General features: G+C 50.9%; 16 protein-coding genes and 3 tRNA genes. 4 read left to right on the forward strand and 15 right to left on the reverse strand.

Annotated elements, in window-relative coordinates; genetic code table 11:
- The 3 genes from TJ79_RS11680 to TJ79_RS25975 form a co-directional block, all read left to right on the forward strand.
- The coding region (locus tag TJ79_RS11680; protein WP_238322979.1) for a hypothetical protein at window positions 1-228 on the forward strand (228 nt) is incomplete at its 5' end.
- A gap of 160 nt (window positions 229-388) precedes the next feature.
- Window positions 389-474: transfer RNA gene (locus tag TJ79_RS11685), tRNA-Leu, on the forward strand.
- 117 nt (window positions 475-591) lie between these two features.
- Window positions 592-1,062, forward strand: coding sequence for a DUF4362 domain-containing protein (locus tag TJ79_RS25975; RefSeq protein ID WP_052339513.1), 471 nt, complete (start codon window positions 592-594; stop codon window positions 1,060-1,062).
- A 44-nt stretch (window positions 1,063-1,106) separates the two neighbouring features.
- Here the strand turns inward: TJ79_RS25975 and TJ79_RS11695 are convergent, their stop codons facing one another.
- The 15 genes from TJ79_RS11695 to TJ79_RS11765 all read right to left on the reverse strand — a co-directional run bounded on the left by TJ79_RS11695 (window position 1,107) and on the right by TJ79_RS11765 (window position 16,210).
- A complete protein-coding gene (locus TJ79_RS11695) occupies window positions 1,107-2,264 on the reverse strand; it encodes a sn-glycerol-1-phosphate dehydrogenase (RefSeq protein ID WP_040950498.1) in 1,158 nt (385 codons plus the stop codon).
- Between the two features lie 463 nt (window positions 2,265-2,727).
- Window positions 2,728-3,291: a class I SAM-dependent methyltransferase gene (locus TJ79_RS11700; protein WP_040950510.1), complete on the reverse strand. Its 564-nt coding sequence runs from the start codon at window positions 3,289-3,291 to the stop codon at window positions 2,728-2,730.
- A gap of 251 nt (window positions 3,292-3,542) precedes the next feature.
- A complete protein-coding gene (argC, locus tag TJ79_RS11705; RefSeq protein ID WP_040950499.1) occupies window positions 3,543-4,580 on the reverse strand; it encodes an N-acetyl-gamma-glutamyl-phosphate reductase in 1,038 nt (345 codons plus the stop codon).
- Window positions 4,581-4,602: 22 nt separating this feature from the next.
- Window positions 4,603-5,475, reverse strand: coding sequence for a phospho-N-acetylmuramoyl-pentapeptide-transferase (mraY, locus tag TJ79_RS11710; protein ID WP_155987853.1), 873 nt, complete (start codon window positions 5,473-5,475; stop codon window positions 4,603-4,605).
- A gap of 105 nt (window positions 5,476-5,580) precedes the next feature.
- On the reverse strand, window positions 5,581-6,561 hold the full coding sequence (locus TJ79_RS26655) for a Mur ligase family protein (RefSeq protein WP_162162947.1): 981 nt from the start codon (window positions 6,559-6,561) through the stop codon (window positions 5,581-5,583).
- A 155-nt stretch (window positions 6,562-6,716) separates the two neighbouring features.
- Window positions 6,717-6,802: transfer RNA gene (locus tag TJ79_RS11720), tRNA-Leu, on the reverse strand.
- A 49-nt stretch (window positions 6,803-6,851) separates the two neighbouring features.
- Window positions 6,852-6,926 (reverse strand) — tRNA-Glu (locus TJ79_RS11725).
- 85 nt (window positions 6,927-7,011) lie between these two features.
- Complete coding sequence (locus TJ79_RS11730) at window positions 7,012-8,082, reverse strand: sensor histidine kinase (RefSeq protein ID WP_040950500.1); 1,071 nt, start codon at window positions 8,080-8,082, stop codon at window positions 7,012-7,014.
- Complete coding sequence (locus TJ79_RS11735) at window positions 8,079-8,753, reverse strand: response regulator transcription factor (RefSeq protein WP_040950501.1); 675 nt, start codon at window positions 8,751-8,753, stop codon at window positions 8,079-8,081. The genes TJ79_RS11730 and TJ79_RS11735 overlap by 4 nt, the downstream gene beginning before the upstream one ends.
- A 140-nt stretch (window positions 8,754-8,893) precedes the next feature.
- Entirely contained in the window at window positions 8,894-11,266 is a 2,373-nt protein-coding gene (locus tag TJ79_RS11740; protein ID WP_040950502.1) for an ABC transporter ATP-binding protein/permease, read from the reverse strand.
- Between the two features lie 166 nt (window positions 11,267-11,432).
- Entirely contained in the window at window positions 11,433-12,362 is a 930-nt protein-coding gene (locus tag TJ79_RS11745; RefSeq protein WP_040950503.1) for a hypothetical protein, read from the reverse strand.
- Between the two features lie 234 nt (window positions 12,363-12,596).
- Window positions 12,597-13,670 (reverse strand): hypothetical protein, encoded by a 1,074-nt coding sequence (locus TJ79_RS11750; RefSeq protein ID WP_040950504.1) that lies wholly within the window; start codon window positions 13,668-13,670, stop codon window positions 12,597-12,599.
- Window positions 13,671-13,762: 92 nt separating this feature from the next.
- Window positions 13,763-14,491, reverse strand: coding sequence for a hypothetical protein (locus TJ79_RS11755; RefSeq protein ID WP_040950505.1), 729 nt, complete (start codon window positions 14,489-14,491; stop codon window positions 13,763-13,765).
- A gap of 50 nt (window positions 14,492-14,541) precedes the next feature.
- A complete protein-coding gene (locus TJ79_RS11760) occupies window positions 14,542-15,300 on the reverse strand; it encodes a GNAT family N-acetyltransferase (protein ID WP_040950506.1) in 759 nt (252 codons plus the stop codon).
- A gap of 76 nt (window positions 15,301-15,376) precedes the next feature.
- Window positions 15,377-16,210 (reverse strand): helix-turn-helix domain-containing protein, encoded by an 834-nt coding sequence (locus TJ79_RS11765; protein ID WP_337588942.1) that lies wholly within the window; start codon window positions 16,208-16,210, stop codon window positions 15,377-15,379.
- Between the two features lie 258 nt (window positions 16,211-16,468).
- Here TJ79_RS11765 and TJ79_RS11770 point away from each other — a divergent pair, with 258 nt between their 5' ends.
- Complete coding sequence (locus tag TJ79_RS11770; protein ID WP_040950508.1) at window positions 16,469-17,080, forward strand: histidine phosphatase family protein; 612 nt, start codon at window positions 16,469-16,471, stop codon at window positions 17,078-17,080.
- The last annotated feature ends 485 nt before the right edge of the window (window positions 17,081-17,565 follow it).

Here is a 17,565-nt window from a genome sequence, read left to right on the forward strand (position 1 = left end):
GCCACAAAAAGAGAACATCTGCAATCACGCTGGAGAGTAGTAAATCGAATGAGGTGGTCGACTGCGCTCGTTCTGGCTCTCGGCGCCTGCGGCGACGATAATGACGGAACCGGCGATTCCGGAACATCCACAACCCCCGCTGTCTCCATTGCTCCCGATGGCGGCCTGCCAACTGTTGCGCCTTCTGCCGATGTGACGACAGAACCGTCCGCTACGACAACGCCCTAAGAGGATACGATCATACCTTGGTCGAAAAACGATTATCCCCCCATCAAAATGACGGGGACAGTCTAACCGCCTCCCCCACCCTTAACGGTTGCTGCCGGCAGTCGATTGGCCGAAATCTCCAATTGCTTTCCGGCAGCAATTCCGTTATAATATTCTGTATGCGGTTGTGGTGGAATGGCAGACACGCTACTTTGAGGGGGTAGTGGGCGAAAGCTCGTGGAGGTTCGAGTCCTCTCAACCGCACCATATACGAATGTGGAAAGCCTTGGTGATCAAGGCTTTTTTTATTTGTCTCAGCTACTGTCACGTCTGCGGACTGAAACCTTTTTCTCTATTTAACTGTCCATATGTAGAGGTGATTGGATGAAACGTTCGGTTCTCTTTACTTTGATTCCCATTATCGTTCTTTTGGCATTAACGGTATATAGCCTAACGGAGGAACAATGGACAGCCGGACCGGTCTTTCCCGAAATAACGAAGCCTTACGATCCGGAACGCGCCGAACAAAACGGGGATGTGGTGCTCGCTATCGACCGTAAAGCAAACTTGGAGAAATGGGAGCATTTTTTGGAGAGTTTGAAAATCAAGAGAGTGGACGCCATACGCATCACCCAATACACGGTAGAAGGCGACCCGGTTTTCAGTGAGTTGTTCTATAACGGCAAAAGCATTCATTTTACCTATGACGATTCCTTGGACGGATTTGGCGAGCATTTAATACGGACCAGATCCATATGTAAAGCCATCGGAACCGTAAAGCTCGAAAACGGAAACGGAATGCATATTCTTGAAGGCTGCAATAACGGCATCGGCCGCTATTTCGCCTTTCCATAATTGCAAAACAAACGCTCTCGCCTGTTGGCGGGAGCGTTTATGGGTTATCGCATCGTTTCATTACAAGCTCGGAGCAGCGTAAAGCGGTTAGGACGTATGTGATGGGCCAGCTTTAGGCCTGCGTCCAGCAGTTCAACCCCAATGCCTAAGTCCGCAATAGTGTCCGGTCCACCAACCGTCCGCAACAGTGCCCGTAGATCCGCGTCCGTCGGTAGTTCCGCGATTTGGCGGAGAATCGGCTCCGGCACATTCGAGACCAGCAGATCCTGTTCGGCAATGCGATGGTAAAGCGCAGCCACTTCCGCGCAAGCGACGCCCACCTTGGCCCCGTGCAGCAGTTGCCTGCGGCCTTCGCGGATAAAGGTCATCTCCCAGAAGTGGGACAAGTGATGCTCGCCGCCCGAGGCAGGATGAGATTGACCGAAGAGCAGCATTGCCAAGCCAGATTCGATCAAGGCATCAGTCAGTATGCGAATGCCCTCTTCCGTCCGATTGCCGATTTCTTCCGCGTGACGAACGCACGCCATAAGGGCTTGCTCCGTGATTTCCGCCACTTCGGGAGCGTAAGGCTCGCCGGCGGTCATGCTGCCGAACTTCCAGTCCAACAGTGAGGTATATTTGCCCAGCATATCCGCAAAACCTGCGGCAACCATCGGCTGGGGTGCAGCGCAAAGAATGTCCAGATCAGCGAAAATCGCCAGCGGCCCCACCGCCGGAACTGTGATTTTGTCGCCGCGGATGATCAGCGGAGCGCCTTTCGAAGTAAATCCGTCCACCGAAGGAGCCGTCGGCACGGAAATGAAGGGAATCTGGGACGTATACGCCGCATAACGGGAAATGTCATGCAAAGTCCCGCTCCCTACTGCAATCACGACATCAGAGGAATTGCGCTGCACCGCGAGCAGCACCTGCACGATAGAAGCTTCATCGGCGACGACATCGCCCAGGTGGTTCGGGGTAATCTCCACCAACGCGACTTCGAACCCAGCAGCCGCTAAATCCTTTTCAACACGTTCACCCGCAACTCTATACGTATTCGCATCCGCCACGAGAGCGATGCGGGCTAAGCCCTTTTCCGAAATAAACGACTCCACTTCCCCAATAGCACCTCTAGCAACGCGAATCGGGTCCGGCATGATCCCTTCCAGTCCGACGTTCATCCGATCCGCTGCTAGTCTGATTTTGCTGACGATTGGATCCATCCGGCAAATCTTCCTCTCTCCGTCGATTTCCGTCACTCTCCCTATTGTAACCCTCTCGTCCGCAAGAATCATCCGGAAGCCGGGAACGGCGGCATTTTCTCTGATAGGACTGCGCTCGCTTGCAAAAAGTGCAATTGAATTCCCAAATGTTAGTGGTTTTTGTATTTCCCATTGTAAAATGTACAAGAGAATGCCCCCGAATCGCGCTCCAGATCATTTTCGGGGTCATTCTCCTGTACAAAATACAATTGGCACTCGAAGAATGGCGGAGACGAGGACATTCTATTGCAGAAAATACAACCAATCCGGAAATCGGTTCGTTCTGTCCATTCCGAGCGTTCCTTTTGCAAGGGTTTAACAATTGAACCACTTACAGATTAACGCAACGGTCCCCACCATGGATGGCATACGCGATTCGCAAAAAAGGCGAGCCCGTTTCCGGCCCGCCTCTCTTCTTCTGTCTTTACATGATTTTCGCGTATGACATTGATTTTTTCTCCGACATGAATACGAAGTATCCATCCTCTTCCCAGATCTGCACGCCGCCGAAAACCGCAATCAGCTTGTTTTTATACCATTCTCTGCGTTTCGTGACCAGCAGCATTTTCCCGCCGATGCGCAATCGGTTGAAGCCTCTTTCAATGAAATGCTTAGGCACGGAAAAATCGGCATGATAGGGCGGATTGGCCAATATAAGTGAAAAGCCCGTTTCGCGAATAGCACGGAATCCATCGCTTTGGATGATCCGAACCTCCGGAACTCCGTTAAGATGAGCGTTTTGCTCGGCGGCTGCCACTGCCAACAGGTCGACATCGGCCATTACGACGCGCTCCGCGCCTATGCATTTGGCTGCGACGATGCCCACGACGCCGTAGCCGCAGCCCAAGTCCAGCACATAATCGCCTGGATCGAAGATAACCTTATCCAGCATCACCAGTGTTCCCTTGTCCACCGAATGCGGTGAAAAAAGACCCTCTGCCGTTTCGAAACGCAAGTCGTGATTCTTGATCTCCGCCTGAATCAACATGATTGTTGCCCCGTTTGAGCCCAGTATTGATACACCGCGGGCAAATCTTCCTCTGGGATTTGTTTGATCGGCACCGAAACCATCCTTTCCATTGGCAGCGCGCACGAGCTAAGCCGTCCTCCCCATCATACAATGCCTCTTCGTGGAAAAATATGGATACCTCTGTTATAGGAATAGTTTCCCACAATCTCTTCTAAAAAATAAAACGAGTGAACCGGCATATAAACGCGGTCACTCGTTTATTAGAGTTTTCATATACTAGCCGGCACCATATCCAGTGCCATCGTCTCCGGGAAGCCGTACATGAGATTCAAGTTCTGAACCGCCTGCCCAGCAGCGCCTTTGATCAAGTTATCGATGGCGGCGAAGACGATGAGCCGGTTCTCTTCCTCATCCACTTCGAAATTGATATGGCACATGTTCGAGTGGCGCACCCACTTGGTTTCCACGTACATGCCTCGGTCGAGTAATTGGATGAATGGCTTTTTGTCATAATACTCGCAGAACACTTCCCGAATCCGCTCAGGCTCCCACCCCGCCGCCAGTTCCGTGTAACAGGTGACGAGAATCCCCCGTTGCATAGGAACAATATGCGGAACGAAGGTGAGCTTAAGCTGCTTTTCCGAAAAATATGCGATGCCCTTGCGGCTTTCGGCCTTGTGGGGGTGGCTCACGATTTTGTACGGCTTCGTGGACTCGTTGGCTTCGACGAAGTGCGTGCCCAAGGTGAGGGACCTACCCGAGCCGGACAGCGCGCATTTGCCGTCAACGGTAACCGTATCCGAGATGACGCCTTCCTTGACGAGAGGCAGCAGAGAAAGCTGGATCGCCGTGGCAAAACACCCCGGATTCGCGATATGCCGCGCGGAGCGGATCGCTCCTTCATTCCATTCGCTGAGCCCATAAGTAAACTGCGGGGCCAGATGCAGGGACGGATGGTCCTTACCGTAATACTGTTTGAATTCGGCGGCATTCCAGAAGCGGTAATCCACGCCGAGGTCGATAATATGGACGCGATCCAATAGATCCTGGGTCAGATGCTCCATTAGTACTCCATAAGGCAGGGAGGTAAAAAGCACGTCCAAGCCGTCCGCAACCGTACCGTAATCCAAGGAATGGCAGCTTTCATCTAAAATGCCCGTAAAATTGCGGTAGATAGAGGCGAATTTAGCATCTTCATGGGAAGTGGATACGATTTTTCGAATTTCAACTTCCGGGTGGCCGTGAAGCAGCCGGACAAGCTCCTGGCCCGCATAACCGGTAGCGCCAAGAATGCCTGCTTTTACCATATGGCACCTCGTTTCCCTAATTTCACTGCACAACTCCAAACCCTAAATAGGCGAGTATGCAAGCTCCCAGCGTAACCATGCAAAAAGAGGACGTAATCACCGTCTCCCTCCACCCGCATTTTTCCAGATGATGATGGAAGGGCGCAATTTTGAACACCCGTTTATGGAAAAACCGCAGGGAGCTTAACTGGATGATGACGCTCACCGCCTCAAAAATGGACACGATCAGCATAAGCACGATCCACACCGGCATCTCCAGCCGGATGAGGAATACGGCGATCGAGCCGCCCAGCATAAGGGAGCCGGTGTCGCCCATGAAAATTTTTGCCGGATATTTATTGAACCAGAGCGTTGCCAGACAGGCGCCTAACATGACAACAGCCCCGAACAGCACATCGTCCGCATTCATCCGGTAAGCAAACACTGCAATAAACCCATAGACAATGGAGCAGACGCCTAGAGCCAGTCCGTCCAATCCGTCGGTAATATTCACGCTGTTGCTGGACATGACGATGAGAAAAACCATCAGCGCGCCGTACAGATACCCGTTAACCGCCAAGGCATGATGCACGAAGGGGAACAGAATCTGCCCCTGCTGCGGAAACTCGGCCAGCAATAGACTAACGACTACGACAGAGATAAGGGTGAGGCCGATCAGCTTTTCCTTGCGGGTGACACCGTCCCGGAGTTTTTTGATCTTGATATAGTCATCGATGAAGCCCATTACGCCATAGAGAATAAGCAGGAGATGAACCCAGAGGAAGGTCCCCGTCACGAGATAATAGAGGAGCGTGAGCAGGATCAGGGACAGATTCATGGCGATTCCGCCCATGGTCGGGGTTGCGGCTTTATGTTTATGAAGCTCTTGGATGCATGACTTTTTGTTACTTTCCACATGCTCGGCTCTCCTGAAAAAAGCTTTCTTCGACAAACGGTCGATGAAGAGCTTCAGAAAACCGAGGGTAAAAAGAAAACTGAGCCCGCCATAAAGGAACACGCCTCACATCTCCTTTGTCAAATTGGGGATCACGTCATGAGCCGGATATCCCAGCGAGTGGCAGACAGCCAGGGCAGTGAGAACATTGTACACCCCAAAGTCATCCTCCATTTTCAACTGCACGAAGTGCCTTGAGCCAAAGCTCTCCAATGTAAAAGAGGCCGTGCCGTCTTCAAGCTGCAGCTCCATCGCCCGGATATCCGCATCGTTGCGAATCCCGTAGGTGATGGCATTCCCGTTCACCGCCAATATTTTATCGGAAAAGGGATCGTCGGCATTGACCACCGCGCATTTGCACTGCCGAAACAGCTTCAGCTTCGCGTTCTCGTAATTCTCCAGCGACTTGTGAAAATCGAGATGTTCCGGAGTAAGATTCGTAAAAACTCCCGTTTCAAACCGGCAAAAATCCACCCGTCCCAGCTCCAGAGCATGGGACGTCACCTCCAGGACCGCATGAGTCGCGTCTTCCTTATTCATCTGATTCAGGATGCCATGAAGTTCAAGGGACTCAGGGGTGGTTTTGGTATTCTTCACGGCTTCGATCGTCCGGTTCCCAATCCGGTTGCCTTTCGTACCGATCACGCCGGATGTAAGCCCCAAACGATCAAAGAGATAGCCGATCCAATCAGCCGTGGACGTCTTGCCTCTCGTCCCGGTTATACCCACCAGCTTCATTTGGCTGGACAGATCGCCGTAGTACCTAGAGGATACGAAAGCCAGAGCGTTCCTTGCATTCTCCACCTTTAATACAACGGTCTCACGAGGGAGTTCCACCGGCACATCCTCAACGATTAGCGCAGCCGCTCCTTTTGCCAGGGCATCGGGGATATAATGGTGTCCGTTCGACTGAAATCCCTTAATGCACACGTAAAGAGAACGCTCGCCCGTTCTTCTGGAATCATAAGCGATACTAGCAACATCCGTTTCCGGATTTCCTTGTATGTACTGGCAGCCATAGCCCTCCAGCAGTTGGCTCAATTTCATGAGACGAGTCTCCGATACAGTTTTTCTTGATTTTACCATAAAGTGAATCAACTTCTTTCCAAAATGACGAACAAGAAAAGGAAAAAGTTTCAATTCCGGGAACAACAAAAAAGGCCTTGATGAACGGATCATCAAAGCCTTCGTGATTTTGAATTTGGTGCGGTCGAGAGGACTTGAACCTCCACGGGGTTTCCCCCACTACCCCCTCAAAGTAGCGTGTCTGCCATTCCACCACGGCCGCATATTGGAGAAGCGTTTGCTTCACAAGGGTTGGTGCTGCTGATTAAAATTGGTGACCCGTAGGGGATTCGAACCCCTGTTACCTCCGTGAAAGGGAGGTGTCTTAACCCCTTGACCAACGGGCCTTATCGTCGCTGCTCATCTTCGCTAGCTGCTCGTCCAAAAGGCGACAAAAGTTATTATAGGACATTCCCCCAAAGATGGCAAGTATTAATTTTTCATTTTTAGCTCCACCCGAAAAGTCGTGCCTTTCCCCCATTGGCTCTCAACGGATATCGTCCCCTGCATGAGTTCGGTGATCTTTTGGGCAATCACGAGCCCCAGTCCGTTGCCGTCGCTGCTGCGGGATTTATCTCCTTTAAAGAAGCGCTCGAAAATCCGCTGCCTGTCCTCCTCCGCGATGCCCATTCCATTGTCGGAGATCGACACGGCTAGCCTTCCGTTTTCCACAGTCAGCGAAATCTTAATAACCCCGCCTTCAGGAGAGAACTTCACGGCATTCCCGATCAGATTCAACCAGACCTGCATGAGCAAATCTTCCTCGCCGACATAATCCACCGGAGTTAGGGAAATATCAAACTCGATCTCTTTTTTGGACCACATCGGCTCCAACATGAGAATGGATTTGCGCAGCTGCTCATCCAAAGAAAAGCGCACGGCTTTTTCCCGGATCACCTGACTGTCCAGTTCCGAAAGACGAAGCAAATTACCGGACAAGCTGATCAGCCGTTCGCTCTCATGTACAATGATGCTGCTGTATTCTTTCTGCTGATCCTCGCTAATTTGCCCATCCCTTAGCAGAGTAGCAAAGCCTTTAATGGCGGTAATCGGCGTTTTGAACTCATGGGATACGTTGGAGACAAAATCTTTACGCAAGGTGTCGATGCTTTTTAGCTCTGATACCATCTTGTTAAAATCAGCCGTAAGCCGCCCGACTTCATCTTTGCTTTTCACTTTGACCGCAATATCGAAATTCCCTGCGGCAACATCTTTGGACGCCTTGGAAAGCTTCTTGATCGGTTTGACGATGCCCCGGACAACCAAGAGAATGGCGATGGTCCCCAAAAGCGCGCTCCCCAAAAACACAAGCCCGATCAAAGTGCGCATGTGCTCGAAATGATTCGGAGACCGCTGGAAAACAGGCTCCATCTTGCTTAAGAACGTGGTCCATACGATCTTCAAGATGATACTGAAGGTCAGAAAATTCAAAATCCACCAGATCGCGATAAAGATGAGGGAGAATTTTACGTATAGAGATTTAAAAAAATAATGACCTTTCATAGATGTCTTTCCGCCTTATACCCAAGTCCCCGAACGGTGATGATCGAAAATTCGGAGATCGGTTCCAATTTTTCCCGTAGCCGTTTAATATGAACGTCCACCGTCCGTTCGTCGCTTTCGGAGTCGTAGCCCCAAATCTCATTCATCAAGTCCCGGCGGGTAAAAATTTTTTTCGGGTAGCTGAGCAGCTTGAACAGCAGGTAAAACTCTTTTTGCGGCAGCACGATTTCCTCCGAGCCGGTCGTAACCGTAAGAGAATCGTAATCAAGGGTGACGTCGCCGATGGCCATTTTCTTCTCCGCATTGATTTTGGCGCGGCGCAGGAGAGCGGCCACACGGAGGAGCATCTCGTCAAAATCGACAGGTTTGACCATGTAATCATCCACGCCGACGGAAAATCCTTTTTTCTTGTCTTCAATCCGTTCTTTCGCCGTGATCATCAGGATGGGAAGATCCTGATTCGCCGAACGCAAGTCTCCCGTTAACGTAAATCCATCCATCACGGGCATCATGACATCCGCAATCATCAAATCGACATGTTCCCTATCCATAATACGGAGTGCTTCCACTCCGTCAGCTGCAGATAAGGTATGGTAGCCGTCTCGTTTCAGGTATGTGACCATAAGCTTGCGAATGCTTTCATTGTCATCCACTACTAATATCGTAAACATCGTATCACCTTCATTTGCTTCTTGTATAAGTTGAACTTAAGGCTGCAAGGATTCCGTCGCTGCAAAACCTGATTATTCTGGAGAGTCGGCGGTTCTCCAAAAGATCGGGGACGTCCTGAAACGGACATCCCCACGGATCTTTACTCGGTTCGCAGTGCGATGACGGGGTCTTTTTTGGCTGCCATTCTCGACGGGAACAGTCCCGCAATCAAGGTCAAAGCCATGCTTCCGACGATCAGCGTCAAAGCGGCTGCCGGATTCAAATTAGCTATGCCGGAGATCCCGGCCAACTTGTCGATGACGGCGTTGATAGGAATCGTCAAAAGATAGGAGATGATCACGCCAAAAGCTCCGGCCGTAAAGCCGACAATCAAGGTTTCGGCATTGAAAACCCGTGAGATATCCTTCTTCCTCGCGCCTACACTTCGCAGAATGCCGATTTCCTTGGTACGCTCAATGACCGATACATAGGTGATGATGCCGATCATGATGGTAGAAACCACAAGGGCGATGGCGGCAAATCCAGTAAGCACGTATGTGATCGTATTCAGAAGCGTTCCGGTCACGGAGGTGATGGTTTCCGCCATATCCGTGTACAGGATTTGGCTTGCCTCTGCTTTTCCGCTGTTGAATGCATCCAGATATTCTTTTATCTTGTCCTTGCTGTCATAATCCTTTGGATAAATATTGACTCCCGTCGGCGTCGTGTCCGCTCCGAGAGCTAGCAGTCTCTTCTCTTTTTCCTTATCGTTAGCAAAAGCAGTTCCCAGCAGGACATCCTTGTCGGAGTCTTTTTGCTGAAGAGCGATATCGGATTTCTGAGCATCCTCCACCACATAGTCGGTCAACGCGGTTGTGTAGGCGATGCCTTGGGATAAATAACTGCTGGACACATCCTCTTTCACCCGCAAAATTCCCGTAATGGTCAGCGGAATGGCGGTGTCTTTTCCATATAGCTTATCGTAGTCAGCCGGGGTAGCAGCCGTATATAATTCCCCATTTTTTGTATAGTAATCATTGTTCGGGATGACCTTTAAAATGGACTTGCCGATAAAATCGGTCAACTTATAATCCGTACCCGCAGGTACACCTAACTTTTCCAGAAACTCTTTATTCACGCGGTTATACTCGTCCACAACAAGGGCAACTTCGTTTTTGTTTGCAGGCATCCGGCTGCCCTCTCCGATCAAATCGTACAAGGACAAAACATAGTCCTGATTGTCGGGCAATTCCTGCCAATACAACTGTCCGCTCATCCCAAAAGGACCGTTCATGCCGGAGGATTGGGCGGAAGTCTCATACTTGACGGGCGTATCTCCGCCTTTTGCCAGCAGGTTGATGGTGACCCCTCGGCTATACGATACCATATTTACCGCATTCGGCAGAGCCGTTTTGATTTTGCCGATGTAATCGAGATAATCCTGCGTCATCACGTTGGTATGGCTTTTCGTGTTCTCTTCCCGGTCGTAGGAATAAAGCACATTGCCGTTCGTAAACTTCTCTAACGATGTCTTGTCCTTCTGTCCCGGACCGTTTCCGGGACCAAATTCAACTTTTTGCTCGGCAGTGGTCACCGTGATGGGAAAGCCCGACAGAGCTTCGGACTGCATATTCCCGATGAATAGGGACAAGCCATTGGACAAGGCAAGCACAAGGGCAACACCGATGATGCCGATGCTGCCGGCAAAAGAAGTGATGATCGTGCGGCCTTTTTTGGTCAGCAGGTTTTTGAAGGATAGCGAGATGGCGGTTTTCATGGACATGGAGGGTTTCTTGGTTTTGGCCTTTTTCTCGCTGGCCAGGGCGGGTTTCGCCTCTTCCTCACCTTCCCGAATGGGGTTGCTGTCGGATTGCACCTCGCCGTCCAAAAGCCGAATGATCCGGGTGCTGTACTCATCAGCAAGCTCGGGATTATGCGTAACCATGATGACAAGTCGTGTTTTTGCGATTTCCTTGAGGATATCCATGACTTGTACGCTGTTTTGGCTGTCAAGGGCGCCTGTCGGCTCATCGGCCAGGATGATGTCGGGGTTGTTGACCAAAGCTCTGGCGATGGCGACCCGCTGCATTTGTCCGCCGGAAAGCTGGTTCGGTTTCTTTTTCATCTGCCCGGCAAGACCTACGGCTTCCAAAGCCTCTGCCGCCCGTTTCTTTCTCTCCGCCGGCGATACGCCTGATAAGGTCATGGAGATCTCAACGTTATGCAAAACCGACTGATGGGATATCAGGTTATAGTTTTGAAAAACAAACCCGATGGAACGGTTGCGATAGGCGTCCCAATCGGACCCTTTGTACTTTTTGGTGGAGGTGTCTCCGATGACAAGGTCGCCGCTGTCATAGTGGTCAAGGCCGCCGATGACGTTGAGCAGCGTCGTTTTGCCGCAGCCGGAAGGGCCGAGAATGGAAACAAACTCGCTTTCCCGGAACTCCAGGGAAATGCCTTTCAACACTTCGACGGATTCGTTGCCCGCTTTATAGGATTTGCGGATTTGTTGAAGCGAAAGCTTGGACATATGGTTTCTCCTCTTCTCTCTTTGATGAGGTCATTGTAGTTGTCCAATGTGAATTCATCATGAACTGAAAAAAGCCGCCTCTGACAGGCGGCTGAGAATGTTGACGGACCGAACAAAGACAAAACCCGGCTGCAACCTTTCATCGCCGGGTTCTACCTATTTCGATTCAAGAAAGACGGTCGTAAGATTTAAGGATCAGGAGATTGCGAATCGCCCAAAACCCTTGCCACCAGCGCTCGCTAATGGCAAATTCTTTGGGATGGTCCCCCCACGTCCACGTAATATCCCATACACCCCCATCATGCCGGGTTGACAGAATATAATCCAGTTCCTCACTTACAACCTCCTCATTTCCGGGATAGAACATGCTCTCTGCCGAATCGATGTACGTCGAAGGACGCATGGAATAGAATGGCCACTTCGCAGGATCGCGTTCGATGGCAGCGTTAACCATTACGCGCAGGCGCTCCGTAAGATAGGCAATGTCGAACCTGTCGGCAAGCTCCGCCGCTTGAATGTCGTGCAATAGGATGCAATAAGCATTCACATCGTGAACCTCCATCATATCCTTTTGCCGCAAGTCATCCATCATACCATCCGCCACCGAGAGCGCTTTTTGGTAAAGGCGGCTCATCTTATCACCGCAATGCAGGATGTAGCCCACCAACCCTCCAGTCACATGATAGAGGTTTTCGGCATTGTTTTCTTCGCTGTATGTCCACCAAGGAGCGTGCGGGTAGTCGCCGTTTGATGGAATGGTAAAGGGCCAGCCCTTTTCGGAAAAAAACGGGGTATTGTCCAGATAGGCCAATGTCTTCGATACAAGGGGATGATGCGGGTCATATATTCCAAGCTCTCGAAAAATCCCTATGGCGACCCCGGCATTATAAGGCGTGGAGTTTGGATTCAAGTTGTCGCAATCGATCGCATGACCGAACCCGCCATCCTCGTTTTGGAAGGCAGTCAACGCCCTGAGCACGCTATCTACGTTTCCATCCTCAAAGTAAACCTGCCATCTGGCAAGCTCAAGAGGCCTTGCGTTACGGTACATCCATCGGCGTATTTCCTCGAAGGCTTGTCTGCTCAATTTTTGCATGGATTGATCTCCTTTACTGACAGTAGTCATTTCCCTCATTATAAGCTGCCTTCTGAATCAATTATTGTAAAAAAACGACATCTTCCATTTCCTTATAGCGGGCTTCAACCGCTAATTTCTTACCCTCTTTACGCCAAAAAAGCCTCCTTTGACCGGTGGCTATTTGGAGATTGCGGCGTGAACACCGCTTCTTCGCCATAGGAAAACGTGGGTGAGAAGCTATGCATAACCCGCTTATGTTATTAGGGTTTCATCGATGAAGCGCAAATAGCGAATCATCCCGGATACAAGGCCCTCGTCAAGAGCTACCCAACAGTAGTAAAAGCCTGGGAACAGCAGGCAAAGTTCGTACTCCTTACCGTTGTGGCTGACGATGATGGAGCTATGGCCGCGTTCGCCGGTTTTGTCGGTTTGGGTGCAGTAGTTGCAGCCGTCGCACTTTTTGTTGGAGGCGACTACAAAGGATTTCACCTCGTCGTCCATGGAATCAAAGCGTCCAAGGACCTCTTTCATCTTCGGCACACGCAGGCAAAAATAGGCGGGCTGCTTCACGTGGGGATCGTACTTTGCGGATATCCCTGCATGAGTGCGCTCTGCCCAGGCGTCTTTGACCGGCATGTCTTTCCGGTCGTAGTTTTTCACATAATCGAGGGCCACCTGATGATCCCGGTTGTCGATACGGGCGTAACCGTTTGCCTCCAAATATTCGACTAGCGCACGAAAGGCCGCCTCATCACCGGACAGGCGTTCATAAATACCGCGGGGATAGGATCGTTCCGAATCAAACATGCACCGGGAAAAAGCCAATACCGAAGCCCCGGGCTTCGAGGCCATCCATTTCCACGCCGGCATCAGCTCGTCTTTTTGCGCGTGAAAAAGGGGCCGGTTTCCGTCCTCCTCCTTGACGGTGATGATTCCCGCCTCTTCCAGAACGGAGAGATGGGAACGGCTGATTTTCAGGTCGCTGCCGATGACCAGCTTGCTGCCAATAAGCCGCCCGGCCTCGCCGATCCGAAACATGGTGGTGATAAGCTCCTCCACCTTGATCTGGCTCCGCCGCAGGGTATTCGTCAGCTCCGGCTTGCCGTCCGCGCGTTTGTTGAAGCGGTTCGTGTGGGCGTCATCGCCGTGGGTTTTGGCGAACAGCAGATCGGGCCGTTCCATTAAGATATCGTAGACATGACGCATGAAGTCGTAAAATTGCTTCTGCCCCTGCTCCGATACGGAAGCGGAAGGCGCTGGAATAAAATCCGGAAAAGTATCGAGGTATGTATGAATGACTCTCTGCTCCAAGCTGGAAAAGTTCATGTCGACTACCTGCCCTCATTTTTGGATTGGAAAAAATTCCTTCCTATCCCTTTCTATATAGCAAACTTTTGTTCACCAATAAATGAAGTCCTTCACTCCTCCGGCAGATAGATCACGTGTTTGCACAATGTGCTTCCGCCAAGGGCAGACTCCACTACATCGCCATCCAGCTCTCGTTCGAAAATGGCTTCCCACATGATCTTGGCGTGCCCGAGGCTGCAGTAGCACAAGGTTTTCGACACTTCCGCGCCTTCATGCAAGATCGATTCCCGGGCAAAGGGGCAATGGCAGGCGTGGTACCGTTTTTTGCGTTCGTCATTCTCAGCCAGGTAGTTTACCATGTCATAGGGAAAAGCCGTGATGTGCAATTCAGATCCTGAGCGAACCGCAGCCAGCATCCCTGGCTGGCTTTGTACGAAATTCAGAACTTCATCGGTAACCGGTTGGCCGTAAAAAGTCTCTCCAGCATCCCGCAGCCGGATGAAATTGCCCAGTTCCTCTTCGTAACAGCAGGCTATAAAAGAGTCGATATCGGACCCGCATTGGGCAAACTTCTCTTTCGCCCAAGCGAATTGCTCGCGTTTGAGCCCATGCCTCACATGGGTCAGAATCTCTTTGGCCCGCTTGGGCTCAGCCATGTCATCGAGCCGGTTCATCAGTTCGCGCATGTTTTTGCAGATTTGCTGCCCTTCTTTTTCAATGTCGGGAACCCCGATGCCATCCGTGAGAGCGTTCCATGCGTTCTCTCCCATGCTCTTGCTTACTTCATCCCGAAACGTATCCATGATGATTTCATCTTTGTACTGAATGTTTTCGGCCACTGGCGATCCCTTCCTATTCTCTTGAATTGTCAATTATTATGGGGCGGTCCTTAACATGGGTATATCCGAAATCCCAATGCTGTGTACAGTTTCTTTGCATCGCCCTCAGCCCGGAGTGTCATAATCTCCGCCCCTTTTTCAAAAGCTTCATCGATGGCGGCGGCACAGACCGCCCTGGCGAGCCCCTTCCGGCGATAGCCCGGCAGCGTTGCGACAAATTCCAGCGAAGCGGCATAACCATTCGTCATGGATGCAGCTCCCGCGGCAGGAATTCCCTCGTAATAGCCGATGTAGCAAGGCATTTTCCCCGTTTCGGATAAATGGCTATGGTTTTCGGGATGAATCAAAGGATAACCGTTATGCAAGCCATCGTTCACAATGTCGGCCCACAGCTTGAAGTCCTCCGGGGTACCGACTTTTTTTATCGAGATGGCTTGATCGGCGGGCGGATATGTCGGTCTCTCTTGCGGAAGCAGCGCCATAGCAGCCTCTTCCTCGTTAGGCTCCAGTGGCGTCGGCAGTCTATCGGTTCCCCAAATAACGTCAAGCACGTTTTCCGGTAATCCAAGCCCCCACCAGGTATGCATCTTCATGTCCTTGATCTCTTTGATTATGCCTGCCAACTCTTCCTCGGGAAGTTGGGTGATCCTCACCTGAAACAGGATCGTCAGTCCTTTTTCACCGGTTTTGGGACGGATGAGAGAGTAGTGTTCGTGCTCGATAAACTCCATATGTCTGGCGTCGCCCAAAAGCCGCAAGTAATAGTTAGCCCCGTCGTCGATGCGCTGGATGATTTCCGCTTTTTTCATCTGAATGCCCTCCCGGGAACGTGAGTTCGTATTCGTATTATATCCTTCCCTAGCAGGCCGAAATGAACATTTTCTATCATTCTGCGCTTTTTTCCGCAACGGGAGTGAACCATTCCATCAGGCAGTATGTGCCGTCGTAAGCGGAGACGTCGATTTTTTCAAAATAAAAACTGCCGTTCAGCATCCGATATTTGGCAAAGGGATCGTTGGCAAACTTGACGATGGCGTCATACATGCCCCGAGCCACGTTCGCATCGATATCGTAATAGTGATGTTCGCCGATGTAGTGGAATCTTGCGCATAACGAAGAAGGAAAAGTATCGCCGGCAAGATTTAGGGGAATGGAGTTCAAATCCCGGACTTGAACAGATGGAAGATAATAGGAGTAGTCTGCTCCGCCCTCTGGAATTCTCGTTAGTCCGATAAACACATCGGGCCGTACGGCATTTCCGATGGCATGGCGTTCCCGCTCCCAAAACAGCTTGGCCATCTTCGGCGGCAAGTCTACGGAATCGTGAAAAGGAATCCGGTGGCGTACCCCGATGACGTGAAACTGCGGCACCATGACAATGTCGGGACCGAACAGAATGCCGTCCGGCAACTGGCTGGCGTCGTAAAGCTGCAGCGGCGGCGTTATTTTCACGATATGACCCGTTTTGCGGAAAGTCCCGGGGGTCATGCCGAACTCCCGCTTGAAGGCTCGGATGTAAGACTGCTCGTGCTCGAAACCATATTCGTAAGCAAGATCGATCAGATTCCTGTCGGTACGAAGCAGATCATCCAGGCTTGCCGTGAGCTTGCGTGATCGGATGTAACCGGCAAGGGTGAAACCGAAGGCGAACTTGAACATGCGCTGAAGATGAACGGAAGATATGGAAAATGACGCGGACAGCTCAGGGATGCCCGGCAGTTAATGGATTTGCTCTTCGATCGTACTCAAAACATTGGACAGTAGCATATAGGGCTTCATCATGTGCTGACGGCTCCCTTTCACCATACCTTTTTCTAGTCCCTATTTTCACCCGACGGTTTGCTTTCCGGCTGTGAACTTGCTCTCTCTATTTGCGAAGGATCGTATGCTATAATGACATTTCCAAAATAGTAGAGGAAATTGATGACAATTGTGGAGCTGACATGTTGATCTTCAAGAAACGGGGAGGGAATCGGATTGGATCTAATCATCATTCGGCATGGCCAATCGGAAGCGGATCTTTTGCATGTACACGAGGGGAGAGCCGATTTCTCCTTGACCGAATTGGGCAATAAGCAAGCCAGATCCATGGCGGACTGGTTGGTCTCAAACTATAAGATCGCCAAGATCTACAGCAGCACTTTAAAAAGAGCCAGACAGACAGCGCAATATCTCAGCAATGCGGGGAAAATCGCTATCCATCACGACGACGATTTGATGGAGTTCCAAAACGGCTTCATCGCCGGATTATCCCGGGAAGAAGCCCGATTGAAATATCCGATGCCCGCCGTGAAATTCCCGCATACCGCCGTACACGGGCAGGAGAGTCTCATCCAATTCCGCATGAGAGCGGAAACGGCATTATCCAAAATCATTCATGAAAACGATCCGGAGGATACCGTTGCCATCGTCAGCCACGGCGGGATGATCAACATGCTGTTCCGCAGCTTTCTCGGGTTGCCGACGGCATCCCAAATCTCCATCTCCACCGGAGACACGGGCATCCATCACTGGAGAATCGACGGAGAAGCGCGCCGAGTTGTGTTTGCAAACAGCTTGGTGCATCTGGAGCAGCTTAGTCACGTATGATGGGGGAATCCAAGTAATCGTCCGCCGGGTTTTGATGACATGAGGGATAGAATGGCTTGTCGCTCTATGGTAAACCAGATAAGATGGGCCCTGTTGTAAAAAGTACAACCACTTCAAGCATATCCCATTATTCGGGACCCCGTGATTGCATTTTCTGCAACAGAATTTCGGATTGGTGGGGTAAATGAGGCTTCTGACCGGATTCTGTTGCACTTTCTGCAATCAAACATAAAAAATCCACTATAAATTGGTAATTCAATTGCATATTTTGCAATCACTCTCTGCATCCGCCCACCCACACAGCATAATAAGACTCCCCGCCCTCTAAACGCCAAAAAAGCCGCCCTTTGACAGGCGGCTTCTTTGGCGGAGAGAGAGGGATACTCGCCTTAGGGCGAGACTGTGAAGCGGATGCTTTCGAAGCTTATGCTCCGACGAACCCTCCTCTAGGGTTCTCATCGGCCCTCTAAACGCCAAAAAAGCCA

It is taken from the genome of Gorillibacterium massiliense (genome assembly GCF_000455485.1).
Classification (GTDB): Bacteria; Bacillota; Bacilli; order Paenibacillales; family NBRC-103111; genus Gorillibacterium; species Gorillibacterium massiliense.